This window comes from Microcoleus sp. S13_B4 (genome assembly GCF_036700885.1).
GTDB lineage: Bacteria > Cyanobacteriota > Cyanobacteriia > Cyanobacteriales > Microcoleaceae > Microcoleus.
Genome location: NZ_JAUBPU010000093.1, coordinates 1 through 15549, shown reverse-complemented (window position 1 = coordinate 15549; position 15549 = coordinate 1). Strand labels below are relative to the sequence as shown.

The following is a 15549-nucleotide window of genomic DNA, read 5'->3' as shown; positions in this document are numbered from 1 at the left end:
ACGGCGATGACTCTCGAACGCACCAGTTCTTAACCCAGGCCACGTAATATGCGATCGATATATTCAGCAAGCCCTAAATAACCTACAAATGCAGGAGAAATGAGTCAGCATTAGTCTTTTTAATGAGGGCTAAAGTCCTGACTACGATCGCAATTCCCAATTACCGAGTATATTTATCGCTCGACCATTCGATCGAGCTTTTCCTTAACCAACAAATCTAACAACGAGCGCAACACAAACAAGCCGCCGAATCCCGAAACCGCAAAAGCTGCGATCGCCCCCGTTTGATATCCGCCCACCAGCAGCACTGCACCCGACAAAAACACAAAACCGGTCAGACAAGCGAAAATTAGAGTTTTCAGGGCTAAATTAATGCGTTTCAAGGCTCTTTCGCTCTCAATATTTCGCACTCTAATTTGCAGTTCGCCCTCTTCTATTCGCTGCTCCAAACGCTTGATAAATACTTGCGATTTGCTCGGCTGCCGTAACTTATATGTAATAAAACTTCGGGCTTGCCTTGCCAATTCTCCGATCGCATTTCCCCGCCCCTTGCTCACCGCAATACTCTTGACAAAAGGCTGAGCGGATGCTATGAAATTGTACTCAGGGTCGAGAGTTCTAGCAATGCCGTCGAGAGTCGTCACCGACTTGATAATAAACATCATTTCTGCCGGCAAGCGAAACGGTTGCTGCTCGAACATGATATAAAGTTCGTTCTTAATTTCATTAAAAGCTTGAAAGTCGATCGGCTTATCAATAAACTTATCCAACAGAAAAGCAATCAGTCGGCGCACCGGCATCATATCCGGCATCGGCTCAACCAAGCCGATCGTAATTAAAGTATTGAGTACCTCGTCAGTATCCTTTCTCATCACAGCAAAAAAAGTCTTGACCATTTGGTCTTTAGCCAGAGACTTCACCTCCGCCATCATCCCAAAATCATAAAAAATTAAGCTACCATCTTCTGTCACCGCCAAATTTCCCGGATGCGGGTCAGCTTGAAAAAAACCGTCAATTAACAACTGTTTCAAATAACAGCAAATTCCGAGCTGATTGAGCTTCACAATATCTACTCCAATCGCCTCTAAACTAATGCGGTCGTCCACCTTAATGCCGGGTGCGTATTCTAGAGTCAGCACTTTTTTAGTCGTGTATTGCCAGTAGACTTTCGGGACAATAACCTGAGGATATTCTCGAAAATTATGGCTAAAGCGATCGGAATTTTTACCTTCTTGCACGTAGTCAATTTCTTGATATAAAATCTTAAAAAACTCGTGATAAATAGATTCCAGGTCATATTTGCGCGTCCCAGGCAAATAGCGATCGCAAAAACGCATTACTTGGCGAACAGCCTTCACATCCAAGTCGAATAAACTTTCCAAACCCGGACGCTGCACCTTCACAATCACATCTTCCCCGGTGTGCAGCCTCGCTTTGTGCACCTGTCCCAGACTCGCAGCAGCGATCGGCGACGGGTCAAAATCGCGGTACAAAGCATAAATATCCTTGCCTAACTCTGATTCTACAAGAGCGATCGCTTCTTCCGAACTAAACTGAGGAACCCGATCCTGCAACTGTTCGAGTTCCTTAACATACTCAAGCGGCAGCAAATCCGCCCGAGTCGAGAGAGACTGCCCGATTTTAATAAAAGTCGGGCCTAAATTCAGCAAAGTATTGACCAACCAATGAGCGCGAATTCTTCTAGTATGAGGCGAATTATTTTGCAGCAGTCTATCCCACCACAAAAAAAACATAAACTTTCCCGCCGCTGCAAAAATGTCTATTTGTCGTGCCAGTGGCGAATATTTAGAACGTTGCCAACGCAGGGTTTTAGGTGCAGCTTTTGTGAGCATAATATTGGCGATCGAATTCCATGCACCGTGACAATTTTTAGGGGACAATCTAGGACGCAGAAACCGGCTTGTAGGAAAAGACGGGTTGCAGGTCTTTGAAACAGTTAAAAAACTCAGTTTCTTTGGTCTATACTGCGTAATATCATCTCCGACTATACAATTATAATTAAGTTCCTAGTAAGTAATGCAAGTCCTGATTAATTCATCAATAGAGGACAGTCGTACTCACTACAAAAACGCGCTAATTACGAGCCAATAACCAGGCATAATATAAGTCATCGGGAAAATCAGCAATCGAGAACCGACAATTTATACGGCAACCAGACCAACAATTCAAAACAGAGGACTTGGTAGCGTTTACGACATTTCCCAATCTCCCTTTTTTGGCAAGTCTTCTCGTTGCGCCTGTTGGCTGCCAATTACCAGCAGCTTCTCAACCGAACTATTCTTCTACATTAGAGAGTTCCGCTGGAAATTGCGGCAGAGTCAGAGTAAAAGATGTGCGCCACAAATTGTCAGCTTCGGAACTTTCTGCCGGAGAGCTAGATACATCAATAGTACCATTCAAGTGCTGCACTAAAGACTTTACCAGAGCCAGACCCAAACCCGTACCGGCGATAGCTTGGTCAGTAATGCCAGTGCCGCGGCGGAACTTGTCAAAGATGTGGGGCAAATCAGCAGCAGAAATGCCGCGCCCGAAATTAGAAATGCTCAGGACAATATAGCCGGCTGCCTCAGACGCCTCTAAAACTACCGCCGTTCCAAAAGCAGAGTATTTGCCAGCATTCGTCAGCAGTTCCAGCAGCACCCGATTGAGAATGTCCGGGTCGGTTTCCCAGGAAGGGGTCAACTTGGGCAAATCTAGCTTCAGAGTCAATTGCTTATCCGCCCACTGTTTCTCAAAATCCCCAGCTAAATCTTGAAATAAACGGTTGAGATCGATTTTGATTAGAGAAATCGGGAATTGCTGAAGCTCAAACTGCTTGAGGGCCAGCAAATCGCTAACCAGAGCAGTTTCCTTAGAACACTGCTGTTCTAGTATGTCGAGATACTTAGTCCGATTCGCTGACGGCAGTTCAGCTTGTTTGAGCATCAGAATCGCCAGCTTCATGATTGTTAAAGGGGTACGCAACTCGTGACTCAGAGTGCTGAGAAACTCGTCTTTAATCAGCTTCAATTTCCGCATTTGCTCTAGCTGATTGGCCGATTGTTCGTACAGTTTCCCCTGCACCTCTAGACTTTGCTGCAACTGAGCGGTTCTGTCCAAGACTACGGTTTGCAATTCCTTAACCGTCTGAGTTTGGATCATCATCTTGCTCGCTTGAGCGCTGACTGATTCGAGAACTTCTAATTCTTCCGGGCTCCAAACGCGCGGCTCGGAGTGCTGCAAAACGAAGAAACCCAAAACTGTTTCCTGGCGGCTACCGCCCGTGAGGGGAACCAGCAGCAAGCCGCGAATGCCTTGGAGTTTCAAAATTTCTGTGGCTGCGTCTTGTTCTTTGCCGATTAATGCGCCTGCGTCAGCGAGGGCGAGGGGTTTGGGTGCGATGTGGAATGCTTGGTGGCACAAATTAGATTCTGACAGCCAAAAAGCGCGAGAGTTATTTGGTTTTGAGTTGGGGATTCTGGATTGGGAATTAGCAGTTTTATCCTTGTTTTTTGTTTTGGATGTTGAGCTTTTTTTGCTGACCGCGCTTTGGGCTAGTGGCTGTTTGTTTGGATCTTTTTTTACAACGGATTCGCAAACTAATTCGACTTTCGCTTTGGGAGTTTGATTTGGGGAGCGAGTTGTAAATAGAGGATCTGTATATTTCAATAGCAGGATTTGGCCTCTATCTACTTCCAGGGTAGCGACGGTATTTTCAATAACTTGCTGCAATATTCGATCGACTTCTGAACTCGTGTCAATCGAGGCAGCAACTGACTTGAGTAGATTTTTGTATTTAGCTTGTCGCTGTAACTGTTCGTTTAAGCGGGCAATTTCTTGAGTTTTTTGAATGTGAGAAATGGCGCTGCCGATCGCGTCTGATGCTGCTTCAAGGCGCTGGAGGTCGGCTACCGACCACTCGTGAGGTTGCGACTTACCAACAATCATCATGCCATTTACAGCCCCTCCAAATCGCGCAGGCCCTGCCAGAAGTGCCCGAAAAGGCAGCGCAGTCACAGGGGAATTGGGCGATGAAGCTGCCGGAATATCGAGATAGTCGGATATCGCCACTATCTCGCCGTCTGCTAGGACGTTTGCCCAAACGGGATGTTCGAGTGATATGCTAGGCGGTTTTAATCTTGTGGTTTGGGGGTGTTCCGGTGTTTCAGTGGAATCCGCAACATCGGCAACATAGGGAAAATCCCTGCTATTTTGCCAGTAAGCATTCGGATGTACTACTTTTTGGTCAGCCACAGCAGCAAAAAAACAGAAATCTGCCCCCCATGCAACCCCCAAAGTAGTGGCTATTTGCTGCTGCAGGATTTCTCCATCAAAGCTGGTCGCGAGAATTTGGCAAATTTGTCGCCCAAGAAGGGCAGGATCGACCTGGTGCTGCATAAGACGATCCAGAAATTTTTGGACTGATAGTGGTTCTGCGATTTGCGGTAAATGCAAAGTGCAAGACTCTGACGGCGATCGGTCGATCGGACTCAAGTATTGATTTCCCTGGCGATCGATCATGGCAACCAAGCCTTTATTCTAAGATGTTTGAGCCGACTCCCGCTGCAACAACAAATATAGAACCTTTCGATAACTGTCGGCTTGACTGTTATGACTCTGCTTTCTGTGTTTGTGCAGCCGCTCGGCGGGTCGTTCGATATGTAAAAATATACCCAGATCTGACAGATTTCTATCTTCGTGTTTTCTACCCTTCGATCTGTACGAAATGAACTTTACCATCCTTTACCGAATGATAATCAATCCCATTCCCGCTAATTTTGACGGTTATTAGTAGTATGAAGCTTTTCTAGAGATCGCTTAGTGACACCCTTATCCTCACCCTGTGATGTTTCCTATTTAAGTTTGCCATCTTAACAAATTTTTATTGTGATACAAATCCGCCGATCGAATAATGCCGATCGCAAAAATTCAAAATCCCCAAATTATCACTCATAACATAGCTGATAGTTTCCGAGTTTTTACTCAAAAACTCATTTTTCACAACACCTAGAGCAGGGCGGCGAACTCTAGGGTTAAATTTATCCGACTTACGTGCTTACTTATTTTGTGCTTCCTGTTGGGCTTTATCGCTATTTTGGCGGTAAAGTGCCGTCCGGTTCTGAGCCATTGTGTAGCGGGGATGCTTGGAAGGCACGGCGGCCATCAAATCGGAAGCTTGCTGCCACTTAGCAGCTACGACTAACCAATCCTGGCGAGATTGAGCGGTTTTGCCCTGGGTGGCTGCTTGTTCGGCTACTCGCACTGCTTGGGCAAAAGAGTCAACAGCAGAATTAACAGTCTCCTTAGAAATTTTCAAAGCAGGTTTTGCTTCAGAGGAAGCGGCTGTGGCAACTGCTTGGGTGCTGGCTTGTGTGTTGTTTGCGACTTGGGAATTAAGTCCTTTGTGGATGGCAGCCGCTGCTGCAAGCAACAGCACGGTCAAGCTGATGCCGCCGACGATACCACGCTGAAATTGCCGCGGTTGCTGCATCGATCGAGGTATAGCGATTCTCGGCAAAGCCCGCTTGCCTGCCACAGCTTGGCGTTGGTGATGGGCGGTGGCTAAACGCTTGAACAAATTAGGCTTTCGGAGTTTAATTTCTTGAGACCACAACAGTTGATTCTCCGGATCGCGGCTAATTTCTTCGAGCCACAGCAGTTGGTGTTCTCGGACAAGTCGGCTGTTGATGTTGACTCGGCGAATATTGTGGGGCGAAATGCGTTCCAAAATTTCTCGGACTCGATCGACCAAACTAGACTCTTCGAGCAGTTGGGGCGTTGCAGCTTCGCACAGCAGTTGCAGCACCCCGTCTGCAAATACGGCTCGGGCTCTGACACTTACTTGTGCCAGTTCGTCGTTAAGGATTTGAATAATCGATGCAACCGAGCCCTCGCGAGCTTGTCGAGCAATGTCATCTATTGGATTGGTCATAAAACTATCTTGACGCTTAGCAATCTGTTAATTGTTAACCCAAAGTCTCGGATCTAATTTTTACTCATACAGGTTATCACTGACACTGCCAGGTTAAAATGAACAGATGCAAATCCTGCATACCGATCCACTTAAAATTATCACCACAGCATCGAGCGAGGCTAACAGGAAATAAACTATGGGTAAAGTAATTAGCGGTCAAATTTTTGTTGTAGACGACAACATCGATACAGATCAAATTATCCCGGCCGAATACCTGACCCTGGTTCCCTCAAAGCCGGATGAGTACGAGAAACTAGGCAGTTACGCTATGATTGGGTTGCCCGATCGCTACGGTAAGTTTATCGAATCCGGTGAACAGAAAACCCGGTATCCGATTATCATAGCGGGCGAAAATTTTGGCTGCGGTTCTTCGCGGGAGCACGCTCCGATAGCTCTGGGGGCCGCCGGCGTCACAGCAGTGGTGGCTTTGTCTTACGCCCGCATTTTCTTTCGCAATTGCTCGGCTACTGGCGAATTGTACCCGATCGAATCAGTCGAGCGGCTCTGCGACTTGTTTGTAACAGGCCAAGAAGTGACGATCGACTTTACAGCAGAGGTAATTGTCAACCACACTCTCGATCGAACTTTCTCCCTCAAACCTTTAGGAGAAGTAGGCCCAGTCATTGATGCCGGAGGGCTGTTTGACTACGCGCGCCAAACGGGAATGATTGCGGCTCGCTCTTAACTTTTAAAACCCCTGCAATGTAGGGTGTACCACCGGGCGCACCTTACGAATATCTCCCTAATCAAACCCATGCAATGTAGAGTGCGCGGAAATTTTCTCAAATCGACTCCATAAAATTTAATAAAATACGCTGGTGAGCAATGCCCAAAGGCCGGACATCTCCTGACTGCTCAGAAAAGCATTTTCCCGCCCGAATCTGCTCCGGTGTCAACAACTTCATATCCCACCCCTCAAGCAGAACTAAATCCTTGACATCCGCACTAAGTTGTGCATGAAAAACGTGGCGAACGACATCTTTTTCGACATCACAACAGAAAAAAGAAACACTTGCAGGAGCATAACTAATTTCTTCTTTCAATTCCCGCACTACAGCAACTTCCGGCGTTTCCCCGGGTTCCAAGTGTCCGCCAAACAAAGCCCAATGTCCCGGATACCTGATATGAGGAATATCGTCCCGCAACTGACAGAGAAACTTGCCCTCTCGGTACAAAATTGCGATCGCAACGTGGATTTTAGTCATGTGTTAAAAAGAAAAGAGAAGGAAGAAATTGGTGTAGGATCGGGTTCACCAACATCTGTAAAATTAACCAAAAATATAGGTAAATCCGCCCAGATAATAATATTATAGTTAATGAAATGTGAAGATAAATAAACAGCTCCCCATCGCCCAATCACAACTATAAACATTTGATTTTAATGAAATACATTTACTTATTGAAATAAATTAGCATCTTCGTGTTTTTATTTATTACGCGCTGGAGTGCGCTTTAATTGTTCCATTTCCTCAACATAAACTTCACCTAAATCCTTTCCGGCCAAGTCCTTCAGAGTAATACTCTTATAGCGGACTTCTCCCTTCAGCAAAACTTCATCGCCAAGCTGGGGCAAAGCCTGGTTAGTTAAAATCCAAATACTGCCAGTACCATCCTCAAGTTGATAAGCCGCATTCCCCACAAACGGAGCGCGATTTTCCACCTTTCCCCGGAGATAAACTTCAGCATCCACTTGCCGCTTTTGTTGAACCTCGCCAATGCTAGCCACATTAAAACCAAGATTAAGTTGAGACAGAGGTAAATTGCCGCAACTGAAAAAACCGCTGGCGAGGATTAGCGACAAAGAGCCGGTGCAGAATCTTTGAACCCAAACTTGCTTAATTGCAGTAGTCATTGGTCAACTAATTTGAGATTTGAGATTTGAGATACGACTTACTTTAACAGAATCCAAAGAATCGATCGCAAGTAAGAAATTTCTCTAGTGTAGTCCTTGACGGGGATTAAGCTAAAATCTAAAATCGTCAGCCCCTAACCCAGAGTCTACAATGGATGCCAAAACTGCTCAAATACTAGATGGCAAAGCTTTAGCGACAAAGATTCAAAGCGAGCTGAGCGATCGAGTCCGCGCCCTACAACCCCAAAAGGGGCGTCCTCCGGGACTTGCGGTGCTGATGGTAGGGGACAACCCGGCCAGCGCAGCCTATGTTCGCAATAAAGAGCGAGCCTGCGCTAAAGTTGGCATAGCTTCCTTCGGCCAGCATTACCCCGCAAACGCTACTCAAGCCGAACTAGAACTTGCAATTCGTGCACTCAACGAGGACGATCGAGTAGATGGCATTTTAGTTCAATTACCGCTACCAGAACACTTAGATGCAATTGCGCTGCTGTACCAAATTGCCCCCGACAAAGATGCTGACGGACTTCACCCTGTAAATTTAGGCCGTCTCGTGCGCGGGGAGGAAGGTTTGCGGAGTTGTACTCCCGCCGGAGTGATGCGGTTATTGCAAGAATACCAGATTGATTTGAAAGGAAAAAATGCCGTTGTTTTGGGACGGAGTATTTTGGTAGGTAAACCGATGGCGCTGATGCTATTAGAAGCCGATTGTACTGTTACTGTAGCTCATTCGCGATCGCAAAACCTAGAATCGATTACCAATCAAGCTGATATTCTAATAGCCGCAGTCGGCCGCACAGAAATGGTTACAGCTAATATGGTCAAACCCGGATCAGTAGTAATTGATGTCGGTATTAACCGCGTCGTCAATCCAGACGGTACGAGTCGTTTAGCTGGAGATGTGGATTTTAATGCTGTTAAAACAGTAGCCGAATTTATCACGCCGGTGCCGGGAGGAATCGGGCCAATGACTGTCGCTATGCTGTTGGAAAATACCGTTTCGACCTACAGTATTAAGTAGTAATTAGTCATTATAAATACACCTAACGTAGGGTGCATCCCTGTCGAAAATTCTGGTGAAAAATCGATCGAGTTTTCAGGAAGCGACGCACCCTACTGTTTGACAGCAACAACGCGAATTCGGTGGTAATCTGCACTCCAATTACCATCGCGGTACAGCGCCGATCGCAAACGTTCTTCAACTGCGTTAATTACGTGCGATCGCACATCATCAGACAACCCCGACAAAAACCCACCAGCAAACATCTCAATCCAATTTACCATACCCGCGCTGCCACCTTCGAGGGGAGTCGGTCGATCGAACAAAACCGCATAACCGACATCAAATCCCTGCTTTTCCAAAAGCCCAGCATACTCGCCAATACTCGGAAAATACCAAGGATTAAGCGCTTCAGGCTCCTGGCAGCCAATTTCTGACAAAACACTCAAAAGCGCGCGGACGATCGCCCCCACGTTCCCCTTACCGCCAAACTCAGCCACAAAACGCCCTCCCGGCTTCAGGGCTTTTTCCACACAATTAATCACAGCATCCGGCTGTTTAATCCAGTGCAAAACCGCATTAGAAAACACAGCATCTAATGGCTCTTCTACTTTAAAATTCCTCGCATCCGCTGCAGCGAAGTTGATGTGAGGGTAGTTTACTTTGGCCGTGGAAATCATCGACAAAGATGAATCAATACCTTGCACAAAAGCACCACTTTGAGCAATCTTTTCCGTTAACTGTCCCGTACCGCAGCCCAAATCCAGAATTTGTTCACCAGCCTTCGGAGCGAGTAACTCCACAATTGATTCACCGTACTGCCAAACAAAAGCATGATTTTTCTCATAAAGCACTGAGTTCCAAAAATCTTGTGACATCTCTTCTCTCCTCTTCTCTTCGTGTCCTTCGCGCCTTCGCGGTTCGTTATTAAATTATTTGCCAGCAAGCAGACCAATTCCATCCCCATCAATACGGCAAACCCTAATATTTTGCAAAAGGCGCGCTCCCTGCTTTTGGTAAAAAGCAATTCCCGGCGTATTGCCAGTATTAACAGTCCATTCCATACGCCCGCAATTTGTTGACTCAGCAATTTGTGCCAAAGACTTTAACAGTGCTGTACCGACTCCCATACCGCGAAAATGAGATTGCACAAATAAATCATCAAGCCAAAGGCAAGGCTGCGCCAAAAGACTTGAATAGGAAGTATAAAACATCGCAAACCCTACCGCTGTGTCACCAACTTCCGCCAACAATACTCGCACTAGGGGAGACTCGACAAATAGTGTTTGCTTCAATTTGTCTGCTGTTGCTTGTAAAAGATGTGGAAATCCATCGAATTCTGATTTTTGCGAAATAAAAGCCAGAATTAGTTCCAAATCTATCAGCTCTGCTTCTCTAACTTTGATATCCAAATTTGCCATTGTTTGATTCTGAATTTCGCCTATTAATCACTGTATGAAATATCATCATTAATGTCCAATATATGTTTGACTAACAACTTATACTTTTAAAATATAAATAATTGGGGAGCTATGGAACTTCGGCATTTGCGTTATTTCATTGCAGTTGCAGAGGAATTGAATTTCACTCGCGCAGCCGAAAAACTGCATATTGCCCAACCTCCGCTAAGCCAACAAATCCAGCATTTAGAGGCAGAGTTGGGGTTTCAACTGTTTCGCCGCACCAAGCGGACGGTGCATTTAACGGCTGCGGGACAGGTTTTTTTCGAGGAAGCCGGGAAAATTCTGCAGCAAGTCGATCGAGCAATTCAACTCGGCCGACAAACCAGTCGCGGCGAACTCGGCCAACTGACTATCGGCTTTGTGAGTTCTGCAGCACACAACGTAGTTCCAGCGATTTTGCAGGCGTTTCGCACTCGGTGTCCCGCCGTCAAGCTCGAACTGCACGAACTGACAACAAACGAACAGTTGCAGCGGTTGCGGTTCGGGCAAATTGATATCGGCTTCGTGCGCCCTCCGGTTGAGGAAGACGGGATAAACTCTGAAATCGTTTTTCGAGAACCGCTGATCGTGGCACTTCCACAAACGCATCATTTGGCCGATCGCGCGAAGGTGGAATTACGCGAACTGTCTACCGAACCGTTCATTTTATTTCCGCGTTCCCAGGCTCCGGGATTGTACGATGCGATCGTCAGTCTTTGTCAGCAAGCAGGTTTTAGCCCTCGCGCGGCTCAAGAAGCAATTCAAATGCAAACCATTGTGAGTCTGGTAGCTGCCGAGATGGGAGTGGCGATCGTCCCGGCGTCGATGCAAAATTTCCAGCGCAGCGGGGTTGTTTACAAATCTTTGCCAGAATCAACCTGCATTGTGGCGATCACTCTGATTTGGCGCAGCGATCCAACGGCGGCGGTGCAGCGGTTTTTGGAAGTCGCCAGACACATTAGCGGATTTGAGATTTGAGATTGTAAATTTTAGATTGACTGGCAATTTGACAAAGTTATCAAAACTCAAAGATTTTCTGTGCAACAACACCCGTAGAATGATTAATTGATGCTCGGAGTTCGAGCAACTACCGCCGTAAAAGTCGGCACGATGCGACCCCAACGGCTCACAATATCCCACATAACTATTCAGTACAAGAGAGCAAGGGATGGTATTGGCAACAGAAATGGGTTCGTCCCAACCGGAATCCTCTTTCGATTTATCTACTTATCTAGTCAAGCGAAAAGAGGCGATCGAGGTAGCTCTCGACAGTGCACTCCCGGTCATCTACCCAGAAAAAATTTACGAAGCAATGCGCTACTCGCTGCTAGCGGGGGGCAAGCGCCTGCGTCCAATCCTGTGTCTGGCTAGCTGCGAACTGGCCGGCGGCACTACATCTATGGCAATTCCGACAGCTTGCGCTTTGGAAATGATCCACACGATGTCGCTGATTCACGACGATTTGCCGGCAATGGACAATGACGACTACCGACGCGGCAAACTGACGAACCACAAGGTTTATGGCGAGGATATTGCCATTTTGGCTGGCGATGGTTTGCTGACCTATGCTTTTGAATTTATCGCCACTAAAACTGAGAACGTACCCCCCCAACAGGTGTTGCAGACGATCGCCCATTTAGCGCGGGCATCGGGTGCTGCTGGACTCGTAGGCGGTCAAGTGGTTGATTTGGAATCCGAAGGAAAGACAGATGTTTCTCTGGAAACTTTGAATTACATTCACGCTCACAAAACAGGCGCGCTGTTAGAGGCTTGCGTAGTTTGTGGGGCAATTCTGGCTGGGGCCTCAGCAGCAGATTTGCAGCGGCTGTCTCGTTTCGCTCAAAATATTGGGTTGGCTTTCCAGATAATTGACGACATTCTGGATATTACTGCTACCCAAGAAGAACTGGGCAAAACTGCTGGCAAAGATGTTCAAGCAGGAAAAGTCACTTATCCGAGTTTGTGGGGAATTGAGGAGTCTCGGCGCCAAGCTTCGCAGCTTGTTGCTGATGCTAAGGCTCAATTGGCAGTGTTTGGGAGCAAAGCTCTACCGCTGCTGGCGATCGCCGATTTTATTACCAGCCGCAGTAACTAGATATATCAAACACTATGCAGGAAATTTGCAGCGGCATATTAAACAATCATGTACTCGTGGTTGCTTTGCTGGCTTGTCTGGCGGCTCAGATCATGAAGCTGCCGATCGAGTTGGTCAAAAATCGCAAGTTTAATCTTCGGTATTTGGTAACAACGGGGGGAATGCCCAGCGCTCACTCGTCTTTTGTGGGCGCTTTGGCTGCTGGAGTGGGACAAACGATGGGATGGGAAAGTCCGGAGTTTGCGATCGCTGCGATCTTTGCAATTATTGTGATGTATGACGCAGCAGGCGTCCGCCAAGCTGCAGGCAAGCAAGCTCGCATCCTCAACCAAATTATTGACGAGTTTTTTGAGGAAGATCACAACCTTAATGAGGCTCGCCTGAAAGAGTTGCTGGGACACACTCCTTTTCAAGTGCTTGTCGGTTTGGGGCTGGGAATCACTATTGCTTGGATTGCAGGGCCTGCATATTAGTTAACTGTTAATTGTTGACTGTTAACTAATGACTACTGACCGAATTCTGCTTGCAGAATATCGTCGTTGTCATCGGCGATCGTGGCGACAATAGTAATAACCCGGGAAATTTCCCCGGTCGAGATTTCGGCGATCGTCCGAGTAGATACTACGGCAACTTGATTATCAACAATCGCAAAATGAGATTCTAAAGTAGACAGCCAATTCATTTCTAGGATTTTCCGCATTAATTGAGCTTCATTCTTCGCTGGCAACTGGAGTACAAAAGCCCAAACAGTCAAAGTATCATCTTCGGTTTCGCCCGTGAGTTGCACGAACACTTCAACACTGCCGTACTTAAACTTCCAAAGATGTCCGCCAGCTTCACTTTGACCGACCATCACTTTTTGGTCTACAGCCATGCTGGCGATGACAGTTTCAATTTCTTCTGCATAGGTGACGGCTGTGGCTTTTTCGACCTGCTCGGAGGCGATCGCGCTTTCACTCGATTGGCTTTCTGCGGAAGCTGTTTGTAGGTTCGGCTCGCTGGTAGTCATGATTATATTTAGACGGAAAACTATTCCAATAATCAGTTTACTTGCTAAAGCTTAAAATTATGACTTTAAATAACTGGTTCCCAGGCTATGCCTCGGAACCAGTATATCTCGCTTGTTTGCCGAGGCCGACGCAAGTTTGACTTGCAAAGCGGTTTCAACCAGGTTCGCAAGTTTTTAAGCCTTGGGCTTAGTCGCCGCCGGCTTCTTCTCAATGGTATTCAAGCCGTTGAGAAACATGGGCACCAATTTCTCCATAAATGCCTGCGGGTCGCGGTTCCAGGCCCGCTGAGCTACATCGACTCTGGTCATTTGCAGGTCGGGGGCCAGCAGGCTTGCGGGCAAGCGTTCCATCAGGTATTGCGGGCGTTCCCACATCGGCATGGTGTTGGCAATATCCACGAGGCGGGTGACGCGGCGGAGTTCTGCCCCCAACATGATATCCATTCCCGATTCAAAAGCTGCTTGTTCGATCGCCACATACTTGCGCTTTGCCTGTTCCACCTTCTGGCGGTGTTCCGGGCTTTTGGCAGCTATGGAGCCGAGCCAGCGGTTGCCCCAGCGGACGTGACCAGCTTCTTCTGGAAAAATCTTTTCGATGGTTTCGCGGATTTTGACGTTTTCTGCGGTTTGGGGAGCCTGTTTGAGGGCGTGGATGTGCGCTGAGAAGTATTCGCAGCCCCGCTTTTCGGTGACATTGATTGCGGCTAAGGCTGCAATTATACCGTCATCGAGGTTGCGGTATTGCTCTTTGTCCAGCAGGCGGTCAAATTCGTCAATGTAGGAAACTCCCGGCGGCGTTCCCACATTTTGGCCCAAGTCTACCAGCAAGTCGGTGAGCCACATAGCGTGCCGCGCTTCGTCGGAAATGTGCCGGGAGAGGTCGCGCACGAGTTCGGCCGGTTCGCCGTCGAGCCGTTCGATCAAGTCGGTGAGGTCTTTGCAACTGCGCTGTTCGCTGTAGCGGTAGCGGTTGAGGGTGATCAAGTGAATTTCGCGATCCTGCACTACATTAGCTAAAATTTCGCGCGCTCCCATTGCGTTGCGAAGCTTGCGGGGATAGGCAACAGTCATGCTTTTATGTTGTTTTATAAAGATACTTATATAAGTGTAACGCAGTTTTTTTGACAACCAATTACCTCGCAAGGCTGAAAGTTGTTGTGTTGCAGGCAGATTGAATTTTATACATACAATTTTTTTACTCGCAGATCGATCGACTAAAATAGTTTTGATTTGTCATTTACGCAAGCGTTCCGCGAGGCTCCCAAAGCAATCTCACGCACTCAAAACTTTTCAGGTTCCGTCGAGTCTGAAGCCTCAAGGCTAGCAGGCTCTTGTTGAAATTTGTGCGTCTCCTCCACTTCCAGTCTAGCCAGCGTTGTCGCCGCATCCGCTAACTGTAAAGCCAGATTCATCCGACCAACTGGGTTTTTCTCTTTCCAAAGGTCTTTTGCCAAGAAATGCACTCGATAGCGAAACATTTTAATTGACTGTGATGGAATAACTTTAGCTGTCATGATTATAGTCTCTCTTCAACTGTAGCTAGGATGCGAAGCAGTACCCGTTCGGGTTCTAGATAGACAAATGTCAGTATGATTACTTGATCTTCATTGCTGATTGTGACATCCCAGGTGGCCGATCGCGGTTCAACCCGTTCATGCCTAACTATTACAGTATATTGTCCTGCTGCCAAGTCATCAAATCCCGCATCTGCCTCCATCAAAGCCACTGTCTCCTCGGCAAGTACCCCTCCGTCTCGATTTAGTAAAGTAATGAAGGCAACGCCATCAACTGAAGTCATTGCCATGTTATTTTGATTGCGTACCATCACAAAAATATCGGACATTCTCTGCTTCTCTGCTAGTTGCTAATTGCTGCAAATTGCTAATTTACCACAACGGCAACACCGCGCAAGCAAGGCGGATAGACGGTCATCCGATTTGATATTTTAGATTTGATATTATGGAGTTGAGAGAAATAATAACAAGACTCAATTATATGCACACTCTCACTGAAGATGAATTTCATTTAGAAGCAGAGCCTTTCCTTCGGAAAGTTTTTGTTCACGACAATCCGTTTAAGGAACCTTTTTCATCACAGGTGATAAGCTGCTACGCAGCTAAACCGGATAAAATAGCATTGCCTTTATTTTTGATTTTTCGCTCCCATTTGATAACCAT

At 46.9% G+C, this 15549-nt stretch carries 16 protein-coding genes and 1 pseudogene; 6 read left to right on the top strand and 11 right to left on the bottom strand.

Annotated features, from left to right (window positions below):
- Positions 1-173: 173 nt before the first annotated feature.
- From QT994_RS26290 to QT994_RS26280, 3 genes are all read right to left on the bottom strand, one after another.
- Positions 174-1853, bottom strand: a complete 1680-nt coding sequence (locus QT994_RS26290; RefSeq protein ID WP_333048911.1) for an AarF/ABC1/UbiB kinase family protein — start codon at positions 1851-1853, stop codon at positions 174-176.
- A gap of 442 nt (positions 1854-2295) precedes the next feature.
- Positions 2296-4521 carry an ATP-binding protein gene (locus tag QT994_RS26285; protein ID WP_333179835.1) on the bottom strand — a complete coding sequence of 742 codons (2226 nt, stop codon included), beginning with the start codon at positions 4519-4521 and terminating at the stop codon, positions 2296-2298.
- A 535-nt stretch (positions 4522-5056) separates the two neighbouring features.
- A complete protein-coding gene (locus QT994_RS26280) occupies positions 5057-5932 on the bottom strand; it encodes a hypothetical protein (protein ID WP_333179832.1) in 876 nt (291 codons plus the stop codon).
- 178 nt (positions 5933-6110) lie between these two features.
- Between QT994_RS26280 and QT994_RS26275 the strand changes: the two genes are divergently transcribed.
- Entirely contained in the window at positions 6111-6659 is a 549-nt protein-coding gene (locus QT994_RS26275) for a LeuD/DmdB family oxidoreductase small subunit (protein ID WP_333042404.1), read from the top strand.
- A 97-nt stretch (positions 6660-6756) separates the two neighbouring features.
- On the opposite strand, the gene QT994_RS26270 is transcribed toward QT994_RS26275, so the two are convergent.
- Together QT994_RS26270 and QT994_RS26265 are read right to left on the bottom strand one after the other, a co-directional pair.
- Positions 6757-7179, bottom strand: coding sequence for an NUDIX hydrolase (locus QT994_RS26270; RefSeq protein ID WP_333179829.1), 423 nt, complete (start codon positions 7177-7179; stop codon positions 6757-6759).
- A gap of 221 nt (positions 7180-7400) precedes the next feature.
- On the bottom strand, positions 7401-7826 hold the full coding sequence (locus tag QT994_RS26265) for a DNA-binding protein (RefSeq protein ID WP_333048896.1): 426 nt from the start codon (positions 7824-7826) through the stop codon (positions 7401-7403).
- Positions 7827-7977: 151 nt separating this feature from the next.
- Here QT994_RS26265 and folD point away from each other — a divergent pair, with 151 nt between their 5' ends.
- The gene (gene folD / locus QT994_RS26260) at positions 7978-8847 is read left to right on the top strand and encodes a bifunctional methylenetetrahydrofolate dehydrogenase/methenyltetrahydrofolate cyclohydrolase FolD (RefSeq protein ID WP_333179826.1); all 870 of its coding nucleotides are present in this window, start codon (positions 7978-7980) and stop codon (positions 8845-8847) included.
- Between the two features lie 92 nt (positions 8848-8939).
- Here the strand turns inward: folD and QT994_RS26255 are convergent, their stop codons facing one another.
- Together QT994_RS26255 and QT994_RS26250 are read right to left on the bottom strand one after the other, a co-directional pair.
- Positions 8940-9704 carry a methyltransferase domain-containing protein gene (locus QT994_RS26255; RefSeq protein ID WP_333179822.1) on the bottom strand — a complete coding sequence of 255 codons (765 nt, stop codon included), beginning with the start codon at positions 9702-9704 and terminating at the stop codon, positions 8940-8942.
- A 54-nt stretch (positions 9705-9758) separates the two neighbouring features.
- Positions 9759-10247: a GNAT family N-acetyltransferase gene (locus QT994_RS26250; protein WP_333179820.1), complete on the bottom strand. Its 489-nt coding sequence runs from the start codon at positions 10245-10247 to the stop codon at positions 9759-9761.
- A 111-nt stretch (positions 10248-10358) separates the two neighbouring features.
- Between QT994_RS26250 and QT994_RS26245 the strand changes: the two genes are divergently transcribed.
- The 3 genes from QT994_RS26245 to QT994_RS26235 all read left to right on the top strand — a co-directional run bounded on the left by QT994_RS26245 (position 10359) and on the right by QT994_RS26235 (position 12836).
- Positions 10359-11246, top strand: coding sequence for a LysR family transcriptional regulator (locus QT994_RS26245; RefSeq protein WP_333179818.1), 888 nt, complete (start codon positions 10359-10361; stop codon positions 11244-11246).
- Between the two features lie 190 nt (positions 11247-11436).
- On the top strand, positions 11437-12363 hold the full coding sequence (gene crtE / locus QT994_RS26240) for a geranylgeranyl diphosphate synthase CrtE (protein WP_333129455.1): 927 nt from the start codon (positions 11437-11439) through the stop codon (positions 12361-12363).
- A 14-nt stretch (positions 12364-12377) separates the two neighbouring features.
- A complete protein-coding gene (locus tag QT994_RS26235) occupies positions 12378-12836 on the top strand; it encodes a divergent PAP2 family protein (RefSeq protein ID WP_006634136.1) in 459 nt (152 codons plus the stop codon).
- 32 nt (positions 12837-12868) lie between these two features.
- Here the strand turns inward: QT994_RS26235 and QT994_RS26230 are convergent, their stop codons facing one another.
- The 4 genes from QT994_RS26230 to QT994_RS26215 all read right to left on the bottom strand — a co-directional run bounded on the left by QT994_RS26230 (position 12869) and on the right by QT994_RS26215 (position 15215).
- Positions 12869-13372 (bottom strand): YbjN domain-containing protein, encoded by a 504-nt coding sequence (locus QT994_RS26230; RefSeq protein WP_333179816.1) that lies wholly within the window; start codon positions 13370-13372, stop codon positions 12869-12871.
- A 174-nt stretch (positions 13373-13546) separates the two neighbouring features.
- Positions 13547-14443, bottom strand: coding sequence for a ferritin-like domain-containing protein (locus QT994_RS26225; RefSeq protein ID WP_333179814.1), 897 nt, complete (start codon positions 14441-14443; stop codon positions 13547-13549).
- Positions 14444-14652: 209 nt separating this feature from the next.
- Positions 14653-14886, bottom strand: a complete 234-nt coding sequence (locus QT994_RS26220; protein ID WP_333179811.1) for a hypothetical protein — start codon at positions 14884-14886, stop codon at positions 14653-14655.
- 2 nt (positions 14887-14888) lie between these two features.
- Positions 14889-15215, bottom strand: a complete 327-nt coding sequence (locus QT994_RS26215; RefSeq protein WP_333179808.1) for a hypothetical protein — start codon at positions 15213-15215, stop codon at positions 14889-14891.
- 152 nt (positions 15216-15367) lie between these two features.
- On the opposite strand from QT994_RS26215, the pseudogene QT994_RS26210 reads away from it, so the two are divergent.
- Positions 15368-15549, top strand: a pseudogene (locus QT994_RS26210) (hypothetical protein); the annotation flags it as partial.

Coding starts and splice junctions, on each gene's coding strand:
- QT994_RS26290 (WP_333048911.1), bottom strand. CDS start 1,853: ATGCTCACAAAAGCTGCACCTAAAACCCTGCGTTGGCAACGTTCTAAA.
- QT994_RS26285 (WP_333179835.1), bottom strand. CDS start 4,521: ATGATCGATCGCCAGGGAAATCAATACTTGAGTCCGATCGACCGATCG.
- QT994_RS26280 (WP_333179832.1), bottom strand. CDS start 5,932: ATGACCAATCCAATAGATGACATTGCTCGACAAGCTCGCGAGGGCTCG.
- QT994_RS26275 (WP_333042404.1), top strand. CDS start 6,111: ATGGGTAAAGTAATTAGCGGTCAAATTTTTGTTGTAGACGACAACATC.
- QT994_RS26270 (WP_333179829.1), bottom strand. CDS start 7,179: ATGACTAAAATCCACGTTGCGATCGCAATTTTGTACCGAGAGGGCAAG.
- QT994_RS26265 (WP_333048896.1), bottom strand. CDS start 7,826: ATGACTACTGCAATTAAGCAAGTTTGGGTTCAAAGATTCTGCACCGGC.
- folD (WP_333179826.1), top strand. CDS start 7,978: ATGGATGCCAAAACTGCTCAAATACTAGATGGCAAAGCTTTAGCGACA.
- QT994_RS26255 (WP_333179822.1), bottom strand. CDS start 9,704: ATGTCACAAGATTTTTGGAACTCAGTGCTTTATGAGAAAAATCATGCT.
- QT994_RS26250 (WP_333179820.1), bottom strand. CDS start 10,247: ATGGCAAATTTGGATATCAAAGTTAGAGAAGCAGAGCTGATAGATTTG.
- QT994_RS26245 (WP_333179818.1), top strand. CDS start 10,359: ATGGAACTTCGGCATTTGCGTTATTTCATTGCAGTTGCAGAGGAATTG.
- crtE (WP_333129455.1), top strand. CDS start 11,437: ATGGTATTGGCAACAGAAATGGGTTCGTCCCAACCGGAATCCTCTTTC.
- QT994_RS26235 (WP_006634136.1), top strand. CDS start 12,378: ATGCAGGAAATTTGCAGCGGCATATTAAACAATCATGTACTCGTGGTT.
- QT994_RS26230 (WP_333179816.1), bottom strand. CDS start 13,372: ATGACTACCAGCGAGCCGAACCTACAAACAGCTTCCGCAGAAAGCCAA.
- QT994_RS26225 (WP_333179814.1), bottom strand. CDS start 14,443: ATGACTGTTGCCTATCCCCGCAAGCTTCGCAACGCAATGGGAGCGCGC.
- QT994_RS26220 (WP_333179811.1), bottom strand. CDS start 14,886: ATGACAGCTAAAGTTATTCCATCACAGTCAATTAAAATGTTTCGCTAT.
- QT994_RS26215 (WP_333179808.1), bottom strand. CDS start 15,215: ATGTCCGATATTTTTGTGATGGTACGCAATCAAAATAACATGGCAATG.